The 18,828-nt window shown below is 69.1% G+C and carries 23 protein-coding genes; 12 read left to right on the top strand and 11 right to left on the bottom strand.

What is annotated here, in order from left to right:
* Nucleotides 1-10 precede the first annotated feature (10 nt).
* The 5 genes from pstA to ACN27E_RS22005 form a co-directional block, all read right to left on the bottom strand.
* Nucleotides 11-928: a phosphate ABC transporter permease PstA gene (gene pstA, locus ACN27E_RS22025; RefSeq protein ID WP_422744696.1), complete on the bottom strand. Its 918-nt coding sequence runs from the start codon at nucleotides 926-928 to the stop codon at nucleotides 11-13.
* Nucleotides 925-1,974 (bottom strand): phosphate ABC transporter permease subunit PstC, encoded by a 1,050-nt coding sequence (gene pstC / locus ACN27E_RS22020; protein WP_422744694.1) that lies wholly within the window; start codon nucleotides 1,972-1,974, stop codon nucleotides 925-927. The genes pstA and pstC overlap by 4 nt, the downstream gene beginning before the upstream one ends.
* A gap of 47 nt (nucleotides 1,975-2,021) precedes the next feature.
* Complete coding sequence (gene pstS, locus ACN27E_RS22015; protein ID WP_422750054.1) at nucleotides 2,022-3,128, bottom strand: phosphate ABC transporter substrate-binding protein PstS; 1,107 nt, start codon at nucleotides 3,126-3,128, stop codon at nucleotides 2,022-2,024.
* A gap of 127 nt (nucleotides 3,129-3,255) precedes the next feature.
* Entirely contained in the window at nucleotides 3,256-4,155 is a 900-nt protein-coding gene (gene mshD / locus ACN27E_RS22010; RefSeq protein WP_422744693.1) for a mycothiol synthase, read from the bottom strand.
* Nucleotides 4,152-4,922 carry a winged helix-turn-helix transcriptional regulator gene (locus ACN27E_RS22005; protein WP_422744691.1) on the bottom strand — a complete coding sequence of 257 codons (771 nt, stop codon included), beginning with the start codon at nucleotides 4,920-4,922 and terminating at the stop codon, nucleotides 4,152-4,154. The genes mshD and ACN27E_RS22005 overlap by 4 nt, the downstream gene beginning before the upstream one ends.
* Before the next feature lie 185 nt (nucleotides 4,923-5,107).
* Here ACN27E_RS22005 and lmeA point away from each other — a divergent pair, with 185 nt between their 5' ends.
* From lmeA to ACN27E_RS21965, 8 genes are all read left to right on the top strand, one after another.
* Complete coding sequence (gene lmeA / locus ACN27E_RS22000; RefSeq protein ID WP_422750052.1) at nucleotides 5,108-5,893, top strand: mannan chain length control protein LmeA; 786 nt, start codon at nucleotides 5,108-5,110, stop codon at nucleotides 5,891-5,893.
* Nucleotides 5,890-6,312 carry a thioredoxin family protein gene (locus tag ACN27E_RS21995; protein WP_422744690.1) on the top strand — a complete coding sequence of 141 codons (423 nt, stop codon included), beginning with the start codon at nucleotides 5,890-5,892 and terminating at the stop codon, nucleotides 6,310-6,312. Before lmeA ends, ACN27E_RS21995 begins: the two co-directional genes overlap by 4 nt.
* A gap of 28 nt (nucleotides 6,313-6,340) precedes the next feature.
* On the top strand, nucleotides 6,341-6,430 hold the full coding sequence (locus ACN27E_RS21990; RefSeq protein ID WP_372442983.1) for an Ms5788A family Cys-rich leader peptide: 90 nt from the start codon (nucleotides 6,341-6,343) through the stop codon (nucleotides 6,428-6,430).
* A 98-nt stretch (nucleotides 6,431-6,528) separates the two neighbouring features.
* The gene (locus ACN27E_RS21985) at nucleotides 6,529-7,014 is read left to right on the top strand and encodes a DUF4395 domain-containing protein (protein ID WP_422744688.1); all 486 of its coding nucleotides are present in this window, start codon (nucleotides 6,529-6,531) and stop codon (nucleotides 7,012-7,014) included.
* Nucleotides 7,015-7,047: 33 nt separating this feature from the next.
* Entirely contained in the window at nucleotides 7,048-7,881 is an 834-nt protein-coding gene (locus ACN27E_RS21980; RefSeq protein WP_422744686.1) for a sulfurtransferase, read from the top strand.
* 3 nt (nucleotides 7,882-7,884) lie between these two features.
* Nucleotides 7,885-8,187, top strand: a complete 303-nt coding sequence (locus tag ACN27E_RS21975) for a DUF1416 domain-containing protein (protein WP_422744685.1) — start codon at nucleotides 7,885-7,887, stop codon at nucleotides 8,185-8,187.
* 161 nt (nucleotides 8,188-8,348) lie between these two features.
* The gene (locus tag ACN27E_RS21970; protein WP_422744683.1) at nucleotides 8,349-8,669 is read left to right on the top strand and encodes a DUF732 domain-containing protein; all 321 of its coding nucleotides are present in this window, start codon (nucleotides 8,349-8,351) and stop codon (nucleotides 8,667-8,669) included.
* A 141-nt stretch (nucleotides 8,670-8,810) separates the two neighbouring features.
* Nucleotides 8,811-9,482, top strand: coding sequence for an FABP family protein (locus ACN27E_RS21965; protein ID WP_422744682.1), 672 nt, complete (start codon nucleotides 8,811-8,813; stop codon nucleotides 9,480-9,482).
* A 1-nt stretch (nucleotide 9,483) separates the two neighbouring features.
* Here ACN27E_RS21965 and ACN27E_RS21960 read toward each other — a convergent pair whose 3' ends face one another.
* From ACN27E_RS21960 to ACN27E_RS21945, 4 genes are all read right to left on the bottom strand, one after another.
* Nucleotides 9,484-10,224 (bottom strand): amino acid ABC transporter ATP-binding protein, encoded by a 741-nt coding sequence (locus ACN27E_RS21960; protein WP_422744680.1) that lies wholly within the window; start codon nucleotides 10,222-10,224, stop codon nucleotides 9,484-9,486.
* Nucleotides 10,221-11,060, bottom strand: coding sequence for an amino acid ABC transporter permease (locus tag ACN27E_RS21955; RefSeq protein ID WP_422744679.1), 840 nt, complete (start codon nucleotides 11,058-11,060; stop codon nucleotides 10,221-10,223). Before ACN27E_RS21955 ends, ACN27E_RS21960 begins: the two co-directional genes overlap by 4 nt.
* Nucleotides 11,057-11,917 carry an ABC transporter substrate-binding protein gene (locus ACN27E_RS21950; RefSeq protein WP_422744677.1) on the bottom strand — a complete coding sequence of 287 codons (861 nt, stop codon included), beginning with the start codon at nucleotides 11,915-11,917 and terminating at the stop codon, nucleotides 11,057-11,059. The genes ACN27E_RS21955 and ACN27E_RS21950 overlap by 4 nt, the downstream gene beginning before the upstream one ends.
* 258 nt (nucleotides 11,918-12,175) lie before the next feature.
* A complete protein-coding gene (locus ACN27E_RS21945; protein WP_422744675.1) occupies nucleotides 12,176-13,045 on the bottom strand; it encodes an aminodeoxychorismate lyase in 870 nt (289 codons plus the stop codon).
* A 32-nt stretch (nucleotides 13,046-13,077) separates the two neighbouring features.
* Between ACN27E_RS21945 and ACN27E_RS21940 the strand changes: the two genes are divergently transcribed.
* Nucleotides 13,078-14,145, top strand: a complete 1,068-nt coding sequence (locus ACN27E_RS21940; RefSeq protein ID WP_422744674.1) for a YgfZ/GcvT domain-containing protein — start codon at nucleotides 13,078-13,080, stop codon at nucleotides 14,143-14,145.
* Between the two features lie 135 nt (nucleotides 14,146-14,280).
* Complete coding sequence (locus ACN27E_RS21935) at nucleotides 14,281-14,460, top strand: DUF3073 domain-containing protein (protein WP_422744672.1); 180 nt, start codon at nucleotides 14,281-14,283, stop codon at nucleotides 14,458-14,460.
* A 12-nt stretch (nucleotides 14,461-14,472) separates the two neighbouring features.
* On the opposite strand, the gene purM is transcribed toward ACN27E_RS21935, so the two are convergent.
* Nucleotides 14,473-15,564 (bottom strand): phosphoribosylformylglycinamidine cyclo-ligase, encoded by a 1,092-nt coding sequence (gene purM, locus ACN27E_RS21930; protein WP_422744670.1) that lies wholly within the window; start codon nucleotides 15,562-15,564, stop codon nucleotides 14,473-14,475.
* 107 nt (nucleotides 15,565-15,671) lie between these two features.
* Between purM and ACN27E_RS21925 the strand changes: the two genes are divergently transcribed.
* Together ACN27E_RS21925 and ACN27E_RS21920 are read left to right on the top strand one after the other, a co-directional pair.
* The gene (locus ACN27E_RS21925; protein WP_422750051.1) at nucleotides 15,672-16,106 is read left to right on the top strand and encodes a cupin; all 435 of its coding nucleotides are present in this window, start codon (nucleotides 15,672-15,674) and stop codon (nucleotides 16,104-16,106) included.
* Nucleotides 16,107-16,177: 71 nt separating this feature from the next.
* On the top strand, nucleotides 16,178-17,158 hold the full coding sequence (locus tag ACN27E_RS21920; protein WP_422750049.1) for an NAD(P)H-binding protein: 981 nt from the start codon (nucleotides 16,178-16,180) through the stop codon (nucleotides 17,156-17,158).
* A 2-nt stretch (nucleotides 17,159-17,160) separates the two neighbouring features.
* On the opposite strand, the gene purF is transcribed toward ACN27E_RS21920, so the two are convergent.
* The gene (purF, locus tag ACN27E_RS21915) at nucleotides 17,161-18,699 is read right to left on the bottom strand and encodes an amidophosphoribosyltransferase (RefSeq protein WP_422744668.1); all 1,539 of its coding nucleotides are present in this window, start codon (nucleotides 18,697-18,699) and stop codon (nucleotides 17,161-17,163) included.
* Between the last annotated feature and the right edge of the window lie 129 nt (nucleotides 18,700-18,828).

Raw genomic sequence — 18,828 nt, 5'->3', positions numbered from 1 at the left:
TTACTTCCTGCTAGACCTTTTTGGGGGCGAAGAACTTGGCGGCGAACCGCGCGCCGACGTTGAGCAACGCAATCAGGATGATCAGGGTGAATGCCGCACCCCAGAGGCGGTCGGTGGGCACCGGATTGGCGCCGGCGCCCGCGGACACCTGGTCGTACATCATCCCGGGCAGCGAACCCATGAAGCCGCCGAAGATGTCGAAGTTGATCGCTTGCGCGTACCCCACCAGGATCAGCAGCGGCGCGGTCTCGCCCATCACACGGGCCAGCGCCAACATGATGCCGGTGACGATGCCCGACAGGGCGGTCGGAATCACGATCGACGCGATCGTCTTCCACTTCGGCACCCCGAGGGCGTAGCTGGCCTCGCGCAGATCCATCGGAACGATCCGCAGCATCTCCTCCGTGGAGCGCACGATCACCGGGATCATCAACAGCACCAGCGCCAGTGACACGGCGAACCCGGACCGCTCGAAGCCCAGGGTGGCGACCCACAGCGCGTAGATGAACAGCGCGGCCACGATCGACGGCACACCGGTGAGGATGTCGACCATGAAGGTGGTGACCTTGCCCAACCGGGTGCCGCCACCGTACTCGACCAGGTAGATGCCGACGAAGACGCCGATCGGGATCGAGATCAGCGCGCACACCACGCCCTGCAACAGGGTGCCCACGATCGCGTGGTAGGCCCCGCCGCCGGGGGCGAAGGCCGTCATACCGGACTGCGAGTTGAACCACCAGGTGCTCGATGTGATGGCACCGAAACCCTTGACCACCACGGTGACGAGCACCCACACCAGCGGGATCACCGCGATCAGCACGGACAGGGTGACCAGCACGGTGGCCAGATTGTTGGTGAACTTGCGCCGTGCGCTGACGCCCTGGAAGGTGGGCACCTTCACCGGTTGGTCGAGTGCTGAGGTCGTCATGATGCGGACCTGTCCTTTCCGGCGACCGCGGCCCGGGCCAGCGAGTTCACCACGAACGTCAGGATGAACAGCACCAGGCCGGCCGCGATGTAGGCACCCGCTTTGTACTGGTCGTTGAACTCGGATGCAGCGGCGGCGATCAAGCTGGCGAATGTGTAGCCGGCGTCGAAGAGCGACCAGCCGAAGGCCTCCTGGGTGCCGCGCAGAATGATCAGCAGGGCGATGGTTTCACCCAGCGCGCGGCCCAGGCCGAGCATCGCACCGCTGATGTAGCCGGACATCCCGAACGGCAGCACGGTGGTGCGCACCACCTCCCAGCGGGTGGCCCCCAGCGCCAAGGCGGCCTCGATCTGGCCGCGGGGGGTCTGGACGAACACCTCGCGGGTCACCGCGGTGATGATCGGCAGGATCATCACCGCCAGCACGATGCCCGCGGTGAAGATGGTGCCGCCGCCGGCCACCGACGCGTTGCCGGTCTGGAACAGGAACAGCCAGCTGAGGTTCTCGTTGAGCCACAGCGCGATGGGCCGCAGTACCGGGGCGAGTACGTAGAGGCCCCAGACGCCGTAGATGATCGACGGCACCGCCGCGAGCAGATCGACCATGTAACCCAGCGGACCGGAGACCCGCCGCGGTGCGTACTGGGTGAGGAAGATGGCGATGCCCAGCGCCACCGGCATCGCCAGCAGCAGTGCGAAGACCGAGACGAACACCGTCACCTGGAGCAGGTCGAAGATGCCGAACTGCATGGCGGAGGTGTCGGTGGTGACCCAGTTTCCGCCGTAGAGGAAGAAATTCTGCTCGTTGCGCATCAGCGCCGGCACCGCACGCCACACCAGGAACAAGCCGATGGCGGCGATCAACGCGACGACGAAGATCCCCGACCCCTCCGACAACCACCGGAAGATGCGGTCCCCCGGGCGGACCTTCGCGTGCCGCCCGGGGTCGGCGGAAGTGGGTTCCGGTTCGGGGAAGGGCGCGGCCATCGCTGCGCCCGACCCCGCCTCAGTGGGATTCGGTTCTGTCACATCAACCCTGTCGGTCATGGGTTAGGCATTCCGTCCTCGCCGCAGTATTGCCATTGTGCAAGCAGTCAGGCAGTCGACGCGATGGCGTCGATGGAGCCCAGCAGCCGCTCCTTGAACCGGTCGGGCAGCGGCACGTAGCCGGCCTGGGAAAGCCCCTGCTGACCGTCGTTGGCCGCATGGTGCAGGAACGACTTGACGGCCTCGGCCGTCGGCGCGTCGTAGCCCTTGGAGCAGACGATCTCGTAGGTTGCCAGCACCAACGGGTAGGCGCCCTCCTCCTTCGTCGCGTACAGCGACTCCAGGTTGAGCACCAGATCGTTGCCCTCACCGGCGAAGGTGGCGGCGTCGATGGCCTTTCCGGCCGACTCGTCGGTCAGCTCGACCGCGCCGCTGCCATTGTCGACCTGCGCGAACGGCAGCCCAGCCTGCTCGGCGAAGCCCTTCTCGACGTAGCCGACGGAGCCCGGCGTGGCCTGCACGGCCTGCACCACGCCCGACGACTTCTGCGCGCCCTCGCCGGCGCCGCCCTGGAATTCGCTGCCGGCGCCCTTGGTCCAGGTCTGCGGCGCGGCGGCGGCCAGGTACTTCTGGAAGTTGTCGGTGGTGCCCGAGGAGTCCGACCGGTAGATCGGCGTGATGTTCAGATCCGGCAGGGTCTTACCCTCGTTGAGGCCGGCGATGGCCGGATCGTTCCACTTGACGATCTGCCCCTGGAAGATCTTCGCCAACACGTCGGCGTTGAGCGTCAGGCCGTCCACCCCTTCGACGTTGTAGGCCATCGCGATCGGCCCGAACACCAGCGGCAGGTGCCATGCGGGGTTGCCGGCGCAGCGCTGCGCGGCCTGGGGGACCTGCTCTTCGGACAGCGGGGAGTCCGACCCGGCGAAGTCGACGTTGCCGGCGATGAACTGCTGGCGGCCCGCGCCGGAGCCGGTCGGGTTGTAGGACAGGTTCTTGCCCTGGCACATCTGGCCCCACACCTGGTTGAACAGCGCGATGGCGTTCTGCTGCGCCGACGAACCCTCGGCGTTGATGGTGGGCTTCCCGCCGCAGTTCTCACCGCTGGCGGACGAGCCTGTGCCCGCGCTGCTGCCGGAACCGGAGCCGGTGTTGTTGTCGCTACCGCAGGCGGTCAATGTCAGCGCCGCGACGGCTGTCGCGGTCAGAGCCATGCCAAAGCTGTTGCGCTTCACTTATCCCACTTTCCGTTGACGGCTTCGAACTCCCCGGCAACGTATGCGGCCGCGGTGGACGCTTCGCGGATCGCGGGTTAACGGAAGGTGAACAGGTTCAGTGATCTCACAGGTCGGCCGTGTAGGCGGCGTCGGTGCTGAACACCTCGAAGCCGAGGCGTCGATAGGTTTTCACCGCCGCGGTGTTGTCGGACTCGACGTAGAGCAGCACCGTCGGCTGCGCGGACGCCGACATGACCTCGGCCAGGTGGTGCAGTCCGGTCAGGGTGAGCAACGCGCCGAGCCCGCGGCCCTGTGCGGCCGGATCGACACCGACCACGTACACCTCGGCGAGGTCGGCACTGTGCTGTTTGGTCCAGTGGAATCCGGCGAGCGTGCCGGGACGGCGCTCCTCGTCGAACGCCAGGAACAGTCCCGCCGGATCGAACCAGGCCTCACCCCGCCGTTGCGCGATGTCGGCTTCGGTCCAGCCACCCTGTTCGGGATGCCAGGCGAAGGCGGCGTTGTTGACCCGCAGCAGCTCGTCGTCGTCCTGCGGCCCGGCATAGGTTCTGACGTGTATGCCCGCGACGGGTGCGATCGCGGGCAGCCCGGTCAGCGGGCGGCGCATCTGGAGCAGTTCCCGCACCACGGTCAGACCGAGCGCGCGGGCGGTCGCCTGTGCGGCGTCGAGGTTGCCGTGGGCCCAGATGCGGGCACCGTCGCCGCCCCGCGCCAACCCGGTGCCCGCCATCCGGGCGCCGATTCCCCGCTTGCGGTGGTCCGGATGCACCACCAGCTCGGCCATGGCGGGTGCCTCACCCGACGCGGGTGCGAGGTTCAGATAGCCGACCACACCGGCGCCGTCGGTGGCGACCAGGTGGCCGGTGCGCTCCGCGGACAGCTCGCGCAGGACCTGATCGCCCACCGGCGCGACGCCGTCGACCCCGGTGGCCGTGGCGATCAGGGCACGGATCTGGTGCTGGTCGGCGTCGGACAGCCGCTCCCGCCAGTCGATGGCCGTCACTGGGTGCGCAGCTGATCCGACAGGGCCGCAGGCACACTGTCCGGCGCGTCGAAGTCCGGATCGTCGGGCATATCCGCCTCGGGCGCCGGGGCCCGGCCCCGCGCGGGCCGCACCGCCTTGTAGCCCACATTGCGGACCGTGCCGATCAGCGATTCGTATTCCGGCCCGAGCTTGGCGCGCAGCCGCCGCACATGCACGTCCACCGTGCGGGTGCCACCGAAGAAGTCGTACCCCCACACCTCCTGCAGCAGCTGGGCCCTGGTGAACACCCGCCCGGCGTGCTGGGCCAGGTATTTGAGGAGTTCGAACTCCTTGTAGGTCAGGTCCAGCGGCTTACCGCGCAGCCTCGCGGTGTAGGTGCCCTCGTCGATGACCAGTTCACCGAGGCTGATCTTGCCGACGTTCTCCTGATTGGTGACGCCGCCGCGACGGCCCACCAGCAGCCGCAGGCGGGCGTCGATCTCGGCGGGCCCGGTGCCGGGCAGCAGGATCTCGTCGAGACCCCATTCGTGATTGACGGCCACCAGACCGCCCTCGTTGACCACGGCGACCACCGGCACGGAGGTGCCGGTGGTGCCGAGCAGCCGGCACAGACCGCGCGCGGCGGCCAGATCGGTGCGGGCATCGACGATGGCGACGTCGGCCGACCCGGCCTCCAGCAGCGACGACACCTCGGTCGGCGCCGCGCGCACGGTGTGTGCCAGCAGCGACAGCGACGGCAGAACCGACTCAGGGTGCGGGTCGACGGTCAACAGGAGTAGGTCCACAGGCCCTCCAGCGGTCCGGGGTCGACGACCCGACGTCGATGTCTCGGTGATCTCCCAGATTCATGCCTGACATGCGGCCGTTACCGGCCGTTGGTGAACTAACGATAGCGCGCCACCTGCAGATCAGCCGCGTCAAGCCGCTCGCCGCGCTGCCGGTGGGCAAGAATGTGGCGGTGCGCAAGGTCATGATCGGACTCGCCGCGGCGATCACCGCGGTGGTCGTGGGTGCGGTCGGGACGGACTTCGGCGCCGCGATCTATGCCGAATACCGCTGGTCACGGGCGCTGCGAACGATCGCGCATCTCGAGTTCGACCCGTGGGTGGGCATCATCGGCTTTCCGTTCATCCCGCAGGCCCGCGACCACGAGTACAACGAGATGGAGATCCGGGCCAGTGGCGTAGCTCACCCCGTGGTGGGCAAGGCCTCGCTGGAGGCCACGCTGCATGCGGTCGGCCTGACGCAGTCGTCATGGCTGGTGCGGCCGGGGTCCACCCTGCCGGTCGGAAAGGTGGAGAGCCGGATCATCGTCGATTCCACCCACGTCGGACGGTTCATGGGCATCGACGACCTGCTGGTCGAAGCGCCGGCTCCGGAGAGCAACGACGCCACCGGCGGCACCACCGAATCGGGCATTTCCGGCAATCAGGGCGTCATGTTCACCGGTACCCCCAAGAGCGCCGGCCTCGACGAGCGCGTCACCGTCGCCGTGGACCTCACCGTCGCGGGCCCCGACCAGACCACCCTCGTGATGACCGCCACGGGCATACTCACCGGCGCCGGCACCGCCGACACCGACGTCCCGCCGGACAAGGTCGCCGCCGTCCTCGCCGAGTTCAGCGCGACGATGCCCGGGATGGAGCTGCCGTTCGGCGTGGCGCCGACCGCGCAGGGAGTGCGGGGTTCGGACGTCATCATCGAGGGAATCTCGCAGGACATGACCATCACGCTCGACGGGTTCCGGCAGTCGTGAGCGCGTCCTGGATCGTCGTGATCGCGGTGTTGATCGCGGTGTTCGGTATCGCGTTCGTCGTCGGCCGGCTGGTCAGCCTGCGCTCGGGCCTGCTCAAAGCCGAGGCCGCGGCGGCGAACGTGGACACCTCCGGTCTGGGCCTGTCCGACACCGGCCCGACGATCCTCCACTTCAGCGCCGTCTGGTGCGGGCCCTGCGCCGCAGTGCGCCGGGTGGTCGACCAGGTGGTTCAGGACCTGCCGCAGGTGGCGCACGTCGAGATCGACATGGACGCGGATCCGGAGGCGGCGCGGCGTCTCTCGGTGATGTCGTTACCCACCACGATCGTCTTCGACAGCGACGGCCGGCCGCGCTATCGCAGCTCCGGCGTCCCGACGGCCGCTGACCTGCGCTCGGTGTTGACGCCGCTGTTGGCTTGATCACCCGGTCATTGGGTAAGCTGGCCGCGTGTTCGCCCGCCTCGAGCTGATGCTCACCAAGCGCCGCGCAGTCGATCTGTGCCGCGTCGCGGGTTGTTGCTGTTGTTGTAGCTGCTGAAGCGGCGTCGCGCAGTCGCGCGCGTGCGCTCGGAACAGCCGATCCGGCCCGTTCCCCCGGTTCCATCCAGACCATCAGCGCAACAGGAGCAATCCGATATGACCCCGCCCAGGCCCACCCCGGTGCCTCAGGTTCCGGTCCCCCAGGTCGACGTCCGCGGCCCCCGCTTCGCCGCCTGGGTCACCACCGCCGTGCTGGTGGCGGTCATCGTCGTCACGGCGGTCGACACCGTCGGCGCGGCGGTGCTGCTGGGCGTCCAGGCCGTGGTGTTCGGCATCGGGGCCGCGTTCGGACCGCGCCGACACCCGTACGGCGTCGTCTTCGCCCGCCTCGTCGCACCCCGGCTCGGACCGGTGACCGATCGGGAACCGGTGGCGCCGTTGCGGTTCGCGCAGCTCGTCGGACTGGTCTTCGCCGGTGCCGGCACGCTCGCACTGGCGGTGGGCGCAACCGTCGTCGGCCTCGTGTTCACCGCGTTCGCCTTGTTCGCAGCCCTCCTGAACGCAGCCTTCGGCATCTGCCTGGGCTGTCAGCTGTACCCGATCGCCGTCCGCCTCCGGCATACGGCGTCCACCCCCGCATGACTTCCACCCACTGATCGATCGAAAGGACCATCAATGGCTCGCTCGGACGTCCTGGTCACAGCAGACTGGGCCGAGAGCAATCTCAACGCGCCGAACATCGTGTTCGTCGAGGTCGACGAAGACACGTCGGCCTACGACGGCGGACACATCGAGGGCGCCGTGAAGATCGACTGGAAGACCGACCTCCAGGACCCGGTGCGCCGCGACTTCGTCGACGCCCAGCAGTTCTCCAAGCTGCTGTCCGAGCGCGGCATCGGCAACGACGACACCGTGGTCCTCTACGGCGGCAACAACAACTGGTTCGCCGCCTACGCCTACTGGTACTTCCGGCTGTACGGACACCAGGACGTCAAACTGCTCGACGGCGGCCGCAAGAAGTGGGAGCTCGACGGGCGCCCGCTGTCGACCGACACCGTCAGCCGGCCGGCCACCACCTATTCGGCCAAGGACCCGGACACCAGCATCCGGGCGTTCCGGGACGAGGTCATCGCCGCGATCGGCGAGAAGAACCTGGTCGACGTGCGATCCCCCGACGAGTTCTCCGGCAAGATCCTGGCGCCGGCGCACCTGCCGCAGGAACAGAGCCAGCGCGCCGGCCACATCCCCACCGCCATCAACGTGCCGTGGAGCAAGGCCGCGAACGAGGACGGCACCTTCAAATCCGATGAGGACCTGGCCAAGCTCTACGCCGACGCCGGTCTGGACGGGGAGAAGGAAACCATCGCCTACTGCCGCATCGGCGAGCGCTCGTCGCATACCTGGTTCGTGCTGCAGGAGCTGCTGGGCCACAAGAACGTCAAGAACTACGACGGTAGTTGGACGGAGTACGGCTCTCTCGTGGGAGCCCCGATCGAGTTGGGAAGTTGAGATATGTGCGCACCACCTAAGCAAGGCCTGGCTCTGCCCGCCAGCGTCGACCTGGAGAAGGAGACCGTCATCACCGGTCGCGTGGTCGACGGGTCCGGTGAGGCGGTCGGCGGTGCGTTCGTGCGTCTGCTCGACGCCTCGGACGAGTTCACCGCCGAGGTCGTCGCCTCGGCCACGGGCGACTTCCGGTTCTTCGCCGCTCCCGGCACCTGGACCCTGCGGGCCCTGTCGAAGATCGGCAACGGCGATGCCACCGTCGCACCGTCGGGTGCCGGCATCCACGAGGTCGACGTCAAGGTCGCCTGACCGGCCGATGTTTGCCTGCGCCGGGGCTTCGGTACGTTTCGGGCTCCGGCGCAGGTAGCTCCACGCAGACTGTGAAAACTCTGCGAAAAGGCTGCTGATCGGTCACGATGTGGTGACTTCGCGCGCGCCGCGCCGAAGCACCTCACCGAACAGGACCGACCATGAGAGTCACACACGTCTTCGCCATCGCCGCGGCCGCTGGGGCCGTCACGCTCGCGGCCGCCCCGCTGGCCGCCGCCGCTCCCGAGGACGACTTCCTCGACGCGATCGCGGGCGAGGGCATCACCTGGGCCCCCAGCAACACCCCGGCCGTCATCGACACCGGACACGCCGTCTGCACCGACTGGGACAACGGCTTCACCTTCTCCCAGGAGGTCGCCGAACTCGTCGGGGCAACGGACTGGACGCTGGAACAGGCCGGCGCATTCATCGGCGCATCGACCGGCGCCTTTTGTCCCCAGCACATGAACAAGATCGGCTGACCGGCCGGGACGCCGCCGCCACCAGCAGGTCGCTAGACTCACAGTCATGGTGCTGTTCTACGAAATCCTGCTGGTGGTGTGCACCGTGGTGATCACGTGGTTCGCGCTCTACGCGCTGTACCGCCTCATCACCGACGAGTCGTGAGTTCCCCCGACGCCGCAGACGAAGGTGGTCCCCTGTTCGGAACCTCCGGGGACCGCGCGGTCGCCGCGGCTGCCGAGCGCGCCAAAGCCACCGCGGCCCGCAACATCCCCGGCTTCCACGACCTCCCGATGCCCGCCGACACCGCGAACCTGCGCGAAGGGGCGGGCTTCAACGACGCGCTGCTGGCGCTGCTGCCGCTGGTCGGCATCTGGCGCGGCGAGGGTGAGGGCCGCGACGCCCACGGCGACTACCGGTTCGGTCAGCAGATCGTCGTCTCCCACGACGGCGGTGACTACCTGAACTGGGAGGCGCGCTCGTGGCGCCTCACCGACGACGGCGGCTACGACCGGATCAGCCTGCGCGAGACGGGGTACTGGCGCTTCGTCGACGATCCGGCCGACCCGAGCGAATCGCAGGCGATCGAACTGCTGCTGGCCCACTCCACGGGCTACATCGAACTGTTCTACGGCCGTCCGCTCAACCAGTCGTCGTGGGAACTGGTCACCGACGCGCTCGCCCGCAGCAAGTCGGGTGTTCTGGTCGGTGGCGCCAAGCGGCTCTACGGCATCATCGAGGGCGGCGATCTCGCCTACGTCGAAGAGCGCGTCGACGCCGACGGCGGTCTGGTGCCGCATCTGTCGGCCCGGCTCGCGCGCTACGCCGGCTGACTCACCCGCGGGACACCCGCCGCAGGAACTCCCGGGTGCGTTCGCGTTCCGGGGCGGAGAGCACCTGCGCTGCCGGACCCGTCTCGACCACCACTGCGCCGTCCAGGAAGCACACCGTGTCGGCGACGTCGCGGGCGAACGCCATCTCATGGGTGGCCATCACGATCGTGCGGCCGGCGGCGGCCAGTTCGCCGACCAGCTCCAGGACCTCCCCGACCAGCTCCGGGTCCAGGGCGCTGGTGATCTCGTCGAGCAGCAGCAGCCGCGGTTCGTAGGCCAGCGCGCGGGCGATCGCCACACGCTGCTGTTGACCGCCCGAGAGCCGGTCGGGATATGCGTCGGCCTGGTCGGCCAGACCGACGCGTTCGAGCAGCTCCCGCCCACGCTGTGCGGCGGTGCGCCGGTCGAGTCCGTGGACCGCGCGCGGCGCCACGGTGATGTTCGCCAGCGCCGTCATGTGCGGAAACAGGTTGTAGGACTGGAACACCATCCCGATCGCCCGCCGTGCCGCGTCGGCGTCGATTCGGGGATCGCTGATATCGCGGCCGTCGAGCAGGATCTGACCGTCGTCGATGTCTTCGAGCAGGTCGATGCAGCGCAGCAGTGTCGACTTCCCCGAGCCCGACGGGCCGATCAACGCCACCACCTGGTGTTCTGCGACGTCGAGGTCGACGCCGGCCAGCACGGTGCGCCCGTCGTAGCTCTTGCGCAGTCCGCGCACCGAGAGCACCGGTGCGGTCACAGCGCCCCCTGCCGGGTCGCCGCACGCCGAGCCGCCCAGTCGGCGAGCCGCGCCGACGGTACGGCCAATGCGATGAACAGCAGACCCGCCAGCACGTACGGCGTGAAGTTGTAGGTCGTGGCGGACTGGATCTGCGCCGCCCGAACCGCGTCGACCGCACCGAGCACCGATATCAGACCGCAGTCCTTCTGCATGGCGACGAAGTCGTTGAGCAGTGCGGGGGTGACCCGGCGCACCGCCTGGGGCAGGACGACCAGGCGCATGGTGCGGCGGTGACCCAGGCTCAGCGACTTCGCCGCCGCCAGCTGCGAGGGGTGCACCGATTCGATGCCGCCGCGGAAGACTTCGGCGACATAGGCCGAGTACACCAGCACCAGCGCCAGACCGCCGAGCAGCACGGGATCGTTGGGCACGCCGGTCAGTCGCAGACCGGGCAGCCCGAAGCCGACCAGGTACAGGCAGATCAGCAGCGGGAGTCCGCGGAAGACGTCAACGTAGGCGGTCGCCATGGCCCGCACCGGAAACCACACCGGCCCGCGCAGGGTGCGCAGCAACGCCAGCCCCAGCCCGACGGTCAGGACGAGCACGGTCGCCACCGCCAGCACCCGCAGGTTCAGCCACAGCCCGGATACCACGGCGGGCAGGCTGTCCCAGCCGATCCGCAGGTTGAAGAACGATTCGCGCACCCGCGGCCAGCCCGGCGCGGTGCCCACCGCGAACAGCAGGACGGCGGCGAACACCAGCGTCGAGGCCAGGGCGACCAGCGTCGAGTTACGCGTCCGGCGGCGGCGGAAGGCCTGCCGGTCGACGGTTGCGAGTGCGTCCGGTGCCGTCACGACAGGAACGGGGCGACTCCCGGCCCGGCCAGCCATTGCTTCTGCAGCCGGAACAGCACACCGTCGTCGCCGAGTTGGTCAACCGCTTCGGATACGCACCGGGTCAGGGGGCTGCCCTTGTCGAGCACGATGCCGAAGTGCTCGGCGTGGTCCGGATCGGGTGGAAGCTGACCGACGATGACCGATCCGGGCAGTTCGGCCTGCACGGCGAATGCGGTCGGCAGGTCCAGAGCCAGGGCGTCGATCTGGCCGCTGACCAGCGCGGCCTTGGCATCCTCGTTGGTGTTGTACACGGCGACCTGCTGGCTGGGGCCGATGCCGCGGGCGGCGTCGTAGCTGGTGGTGCCCACCTGGGCGCCCAGCCGCACGTCGCGCAGGCCCGCGACGGTGGTGACGCCGGCCGCCGGTGAGGACGGCAGGGTGACGAACGCCTGGGTGACGTTGAAATACGGCGACGAGAAGTCGACCGCCTGTTCACGCTCCTCGGTGATCGAGAACTCCGACAGGTTCGCATCGAAGGATTTGGGACCGGGGGCGATGGCCGCGTTGAACGGGACCCGCACCCAGCGCACATCGTCCCGGCGGTAGCCGAGCTTCTCGGCGACCGCATAGGCCACCGCCGACTCGTAGCCCTGCCCGTTGGCGGGGTCGTCGTCGACATACCAGGGCTGATACGCCGGTTGATCGGTGGCGAAGGTCAGCGTTCCCGGCGTCAGGGTGGGCAGCGAGTCCTTCTGGCAGGCGACCGGCGCGGCGGAGGTGTCGGGCGCGGATTCGTCGGCGGGGGCACATCCGCCCAGCACGGCCGCGACGGCGAGCGGGACGGCGAACGCGGTCAAGATCGCTGGTGTGCGCATGCGCGGCATCTTCGCACAGATATGGAGCGGCCCCCGAGCCGTTGGTTCCTGGTCGGACGGACCGGGGGCTCGGGGGCCGGGTGGCTGCGGGGAATTCGCCAGCGCACTCAGTTCAGTGCGGACACTCCCCTGGTGCTGCTAGCGGGCAGCCACCTCACATGTCCATAAGTCACTCAATTTGTCGGACCACCTCCCTTCCTGTGTACGAGCGACCGTACCCGCGGTCGCCGTGGCCGACAAGGGAATATCGGTTCGCGCTCAGCGATCACTCACGATCGCCGCGTCGACCAGGGCGGCCATCTCCGCGGCCAACGGTGTCGGCCGCAACGCGACCCCGTCGAGAGTGTGCACCCGAGCCGCCAGCGTGATGCTCGAGACCAGCCAAACCCCCTCGGCCGCAACAAGATCAGCCGGTCGCAGCACCTGGTAGTCGCAGTCGTAGCCTTTGGTCCTGGCCACCTCGAACAGGGCCTGCTGGGTGGTGCCGCGCAGAATCGGATACCAGGGTGGCGGGGTCAGCAGGCCGAGCCTGCCGTCGTCCATCCGGGTGGCGATGACGACGGTCGAACGCGGCCCCTCGAGCACGTGGCCCTCGGTACTGACGAATACGACGTCACCGGCGCCATGGCGCTCGGCGTGCCGCAGCGCGGCCATGTTGATCGCGTAGGACAGCGTCTTGGCGCCGGCCAGCAGCCACGGCAGATCGGCGGCGTCGGTGGACATCCCGCGGGCCAGACTCATCGCGGCGAGACCGTCGCGTCGGACGGTCGCCACCCGGGCGGGCAGTTCGGCCACCGTCACGTAGCCGGTGGGCGGACCCCCGCCCTCCCGGCCGCGGCTGTACACCAGACGCAACACCCCGTCGGCGCCACGCCAGGCGTCCACCGCGGTGTTCACCGCCGCCCGCCACCGCGGCAGGTCCGGTTCGGGCAGGTCCATCAGCGCGGCGGACTGGGTGAGCCGGGTCAGGTGGGACTCGAGCAGGCACGCCCGGCCCTCGCGCACCAGCAGCGATTCGAAGATCCCGTCGCCGCGGACGGCGGCCAGGTCGTCGGCGTACAGCAGTGGCTGCTGCGGGTCGCACAGCCGGCCGTCCAACGTCACCACCACCGCCGGTCCGCTCGCCATGGCCGCCAAGCGTAGCGCCGTACGATCGAGGTATGTCAGCAGTTCCCGCGCCCGAGAGCGGACCGGACGCCGGTGCGGTGTGGCACTACGGCGATCCGTTCGGCGAGCAGCGCGCCGCCGCCGAGCACGCCGTCGTCATCGACCGCTCGCACCGCGCGACCCTGAGCCTGACGGGGGGTGAACGGCGCACCTGGCTGCACACCATCTCCTCCCAGCACGTCAGCGAACAGGCCGACGGAACCGTCACCCAGAACCTCAACCTCGACGGTCAGGGCCGCGTCGAGGATCACTGGTTCCAGGTGGAACTCGGTGGCGCGACGTATCTGGACACCGAACCGTGGCGGGGCGAGCCACTGCTGGCGTTCCTGCGGCGCATGGTCTTCTGGGCCGACGTCGCCGTCGAACCCGCCGATCTCGCGGTGCTGTCGCTGCTGGGGCCCGCGCTGGCGGACACGCCGGTGCTCGATGCCTTCGGACTCGACACGCTGCCGGTCGAGGGAACCGCCACGGCGTTGGGCGCCGGGGGTTTCCTGCGCCGCACCGCGGCCGGCGACCTGGATCTGCTGGTACCGCGCGAGGCAGCGGCCGACTGGCGGTCCCGGCTCACCGGCGCCGGTGTCCGGCCGGCGGGCGTGTGGACCTACGAGGCGCACCGCGTGGCCGCGCTGCAGCCGAGGCTCGGCGTGGACACCGACGAGCGGACCATCCCGCACGAGGTCGGCTGGATCGGTTCGGCCGTCCACCTGGACAAGGGGTGTTATCGCGGCCAGGAGACGGTTGCCCGGGTGCACAACCTCGGTAAACCGCCGCGGATGCTGGTGCGCCTGCAGCTCGATGGATCCGGTGAGCGGCCGGCCACCGGCGATCCGATGCTGGCCGGCGGGCGCACGATCGGCCGGCTGGGCACGGTGGTGGACCACGTCGACGAGGGACCGGTGGCCCTGGCGCTGGTCAAACGAGGCCTGCCGGCGGACACCGCACTGACCACCGGCGGCCAGGTCGCCGTCGCCGCCGTGGTCGACCCGGATTCGCTGCCGCCGGCCGACGCCGTGGGCGCCGGCCGGCTCGCCGTGGAGCGGTTGCGGGGCGGCGCCCGGTGACGCTCGTCACCGGCTGAAGGGCCTACCAGCGCGCCGCCCGCGAGGGCGGTAAGGTGTGGGCAGGACAATAACGACACTGGAGAATCGGAGCCGCCTGTTCACGGGCCGCTCCGTTATTGCGCGAGGGGGTCCCCCATGGGCCGCGGCCGGGCGAAGGCAAAGCAGACGAAGGTCGCTCGCGACCTGAAGTACAGCTCGCCTCAAACTGATTTCGAGCGGCTCCAGCGCGAGCTGGCAGGTGGTTCGAACGATACGAACCACGGCGACGGCGTAGCCGACGACGAGTGGGCGCCCGAGGACGACTGGCGCCGCTAGTCCTTTTCGTTCCTAGAACCGCGGGTGCTGGCCCACCAGCTGCGCCCGCGGCTCTTCTCTGCCGCCCTTCTTGACGGTCCCGAGGGTCCAGCAGTCGAGGTGGCGGGCGGTCAGGATCGCCAGGGCGCGGTCGGTGTCCTCCGGCGCGACGATGGCGACCATGCCCACCCCCATGTTGAAGGTCTTCTCCATCTCGACGCGCTCGATGCGTCCGCGTTGGGCGATCATGCCGAAGACCGGGGCCGGCGTCCAGGTGCCGCGATCCAGCTCGGCCACCAGCCCGTGCGGGATGACCCGTTCGAGGTTTCCGGCCAGCCCGCCGCCGGTGACGTGGCAGAACGTGCGGACCTGGGTCTCGGCGGCCAGCGCCAGACAATCCTTGGCGTAGATCCGGGTGGGTTCGAGCAGTTCCTCGCCCAGCGTGCGGCCGAACTCCTCGACGTGGCCGGCCAGGTTCATCCGGTCGATCTCGAGCAGCACCTTACGGGCCAGCGAGTAACCGTTGGAGTGCAGCCCGGAGGATCCCAGGGCGATGATCACGTCGCCGGGGCGCACCCGGTCGGGACCCAGGACGTCGTCGGCTTCGACCACACCGACGCCGGTGGCCGAGATGTCGTAATGGTCGGGCGCCATCAGGCCGGGATGCTCGGCGGTCTCACCACCCAGCAGCGCGCAACCGGCGATGATGCAGCCCTGCGCGATGCCGGAGACCAGTTCGCTGACCCGCTCGGGCACGGTACGGCCGACGGCGATGTAGTCCTGCAGGAACAATGGTTCGGCTCCGCAGACCACGAGGTCGTCGACGACCATCGCGACCAGGTCCAGGCCCACGGTGTCGTGCTTGTCCATCGCCTGCGCGACGGCCAGCTTCGTGCCGACTCCGTCGGTCGACGAGGCCAGGACGGGCTCCCGGTAGCCGCCGCGCAGGGCGAACAAGCCGGCGAACCCGCCCAGTCCGCCACGCACCTCGGGACGGGTGGCCTTGGCGGCGAGGGGTTTGAACAGTTCGACGGCGCGGTCACCGGCTTCGATGTCCACCCCGGCCGATGCGTAGGAGATGCCGTGTTGTTCGGCGATGCCCCGGTTTTCCACGCCTTTAGTCATCGCCTGAAAGGTTACCGGTCGAGGTGCCGACCGGGTGCAGGTCGTCCCCGTTGCCGTCTCCGCCGGTTCACCCCGCTCGCCGCCGCCGGTATGCCAGTGTGACCACCATGCATGCACTGCGTCGCACCCTCGTCGCCGCTGTCGCCGTATTCGCGGTGATGACCGCTTCTGCCGTGGCGGCCGACGCCACCCCGCCCCGGGATATCGACGGGACGATCCTGTGGCAGGTCAGCGATGACGGCAAGGACTACGTCTTCCGGGAGATCACCATCGCCCCCGGCGGCAGCACCGGCTGGCACTCCCACCCCGGAGAGCTACTCGGCACAGTCAAGGAGGGCGTGCTCGTGCACAACCGGGCCGACTGCTCGGTCGACGGCGTGTACGTGGCAGGTCAGGACGTGGTCGAGAAGGGCGGCCCGAACTATGTGCACATCGGTCGCAACCTGGGGCCGGGGCCGTTGGTGCTGCAGATCCTCTACATCAACCCGGCGGGTGCGCCGCTGGCCGAGGATGCGCCCGATCCCGGCTGCGGGTTTGCCTGACGGTTCCGGCGGTCATCCTTGCGTCCACCGGCTCCGAATACCCGGAGAAGGTGACGACGGACGGAGACCTGGTGCCCGCAGAACAGATCCGCTGCCTGGTGACGGGCGCCACGGGCTACATCGGTGGCCTGTTGGCGCCGGCGCTGCTTGAGCGCGGCCACCAGGTGCGGGCGATGGCCCGCACGCCGGACAAGTTGTCGAAAAAGCCCTGGCGCGATCGGGCCGAGGTGGTGCAGGGCGATCTGACCGATCCGGAATCGCTGGTGAACGCGTTCCAGGACACCGATGTCGTCTACTACCTCGTGCACTCGATGGGCACCTCGAAGGACTTCGTCGCCGAGGAGGCGCAGTCGGCGCACAACGTCGTCGAGGCCGCGAAACGGGCCGGGGTGCGGCGGTTGGTGTACCTGAGCGGGCTGCACCCCGAGGGCAAAGAGTTGTCGCGGCATCTGGCGTCGCGCACCGAGGTCGGCGAGATCTTGATCGACTCCGAGGTCGAGACCCTGGTGCTGCAGGCCGGCATCGTCATCGGGTCGGGTTCGGCGTCGTTCGAGATGATCCGCCACCTCACCGACCGGCTACCGGTCATGACCACTCCGAAGTGGGTGCACAACAAGATCCAGCCGATCTCCATCGACGACGCGCTCTACTACCTGGCGGAGGCCGCGACAGCGGAGGTCCCGGAATCACGCACCTGGGACATCGGCAGCCGCGACATCCTCGAGTACGGCGACGCCATGCAGATCTACGCCGAGGAGGCCGGCCTGGTCCCGCGCCGGATGCTGGTGCTGCCGTGGCTGACCCCGACGCTGGCGAGCCGCTGGGTGGGTCTGGTGACCCCGATCCCGTCGGGTCTGGCGCGGCCGCTGGTCGAATCGCTCGAGGTCGACGCGGTGATGCATGAACACGACATCGACTCGATCATCCCGCCTCCGCCGGGCGGCCTCACCGGCTACCGCGACGCGGTAACCCAGGCGCTGGAGCAGGACGGCACCGCGGCCAAGGGCGGCAGACGCCGGCTGGTGCGGTTCAGTTCCACTGCCGCGCAGTAGTTTCAGGGGCGGCGCAGCGCCGAGACGTTGTCGTTGGCCTGCTGCAGCGGGACACCGTTGCGGGCCGCGGTGGCCAGCATGTGCTCGATGACGTTCTTGCCGAGGGCCGATTCACCGGGCAATTCGATCGGGTAGCTGCCGGAGAAGCACGCCGTGCACAGCCGCGACGCGGGTTGTTCGGTGGCCGCGATCATCCCCTGCTGGGAGATGTAGCCGAGCGTGTCGGCGCCGATCGCCCGGCGGACCGCCTCGAGCATCTCGTCCTCGTCCTCGACGGCGTTGGCGATCAGCTCGGCGGGGGTGGCGAAGTCGATACCGTAGAAGCACGGCCACTTCACCGGCGGAGAAGCGATGCGGACGTGCACCTCGACCGCCCCGGCCTCGCGCAGCATCCGGATCAGGGCCCGCTGGGTGTTACCGCGGACGATCGAGTCGTCGACGACGATGAGCCGCTTACCGCGGATCACTTCCTTGAGCGGATTGAGCTTCAGCCGGATCCCCAGCTGACGGATGGTCTGCGAGGGCTGGATGAAGGTGCGCCCGACGTAGGCGTTCTTCATCAACCCCTGTCCGTACGGGATCCCCGAGCCCTGCGCGTAGCCGACGGCGGCCGGGATCCCGGATTCGGGCACGCCGATCACCAGATCGGCGTCCACCGGCTTCTCGTTCGACAGGCGGCGCCCGATCTCGACCCGGGTGGCGTGCACCGAGCGGCCCGCGATGGTGCTGTCCGGGCGGGCCAGGTACACGTACTCGAAGACGCAGCCCTTGGGTGTCGGGTTGGCGAAGCGGGTGGAGCGCACCCCGTCGGCGTCGATGGCCAGCAGCTCACCTGGTTCGATGTCGCGGACGAAGGAGGCGCCGACGATGTCGAGTGCCGCGGTCTCGGAGGCGACGACCCAGCCGCGGTCCAGCCGGCCGAGCGACAACGGCCGGATGCCGTAGGGGTCGCGGGCGGCGTAGAGCGTGTTCTCGTCCATGAAGGTCAGGCAGAACGCACCCCGGACCGTGGGGAGCAGCTCCAGGGCGGCCTGTTCGAGGGTGGCGTCGGCCGCGCCGTGGGCGAGCAACGCCCCCAGGATGTCCGAGTCGGTGGTGGCCGCGCCGGGCGTGCGGGGATTGATCAGCCCGGCGTCCCTGGCCCGCGCCGCCAGCTCGGTGGTGTTGACCAGGTTGCCGTTGTGACCGAGCGCCACACCGGTGCCCGCCGCGGTGTTGCGGAACACCGGCTGGGCGTTTTCCCACGTGGTGGATCCGGTGGTGGAGTAGCGGCAGTGCCCCACGGAGACGTGGCCGGGCATGGCGGCCAGCGTCTGTTCGTCGAAGACCTGGCTGACCAGCCCCAGATCCTTGAACACCAGCACCTGCGAGCCGTCGGCGACGGCGATACCCGCGGCTTCCTGTCCGCGGTGCTGCAGCGCGTACAGGCCGTAGTACGACATCTTGGCCACGTCCTCGCCGGGGGCCCAGACGCCGAAGACGCCGCACTCCTCACGGGGGTCGGTGTCGGTGGCGGGCTCGAGTGCTTCGGGGCCGGTCACGATAGGGCTTCTCCCAGGGGGCGGTGGAGGATGCTGCTCAGTCTACGGTCAACTGCGGCCAACTACGGAATCCAACGACGGCCGGCCGCCTTCTGATCAACGGTGGTATTCCACAGTGAATTTCCGTCC

The organism is Mycobacterium sp. WMMD1722 (genome assembly GCF_049315205.1).
Taxonomy (GTDB): Bacteria; Actinomycetota; Actinomycetes; order Mycobacteriales; family Mycobacteriaceae; genus Mycobacterium.
Note: the sequence above shows the minus strand (reverse complement) of the source record. Positions and strands in the feature narration are given on the sequence as shown.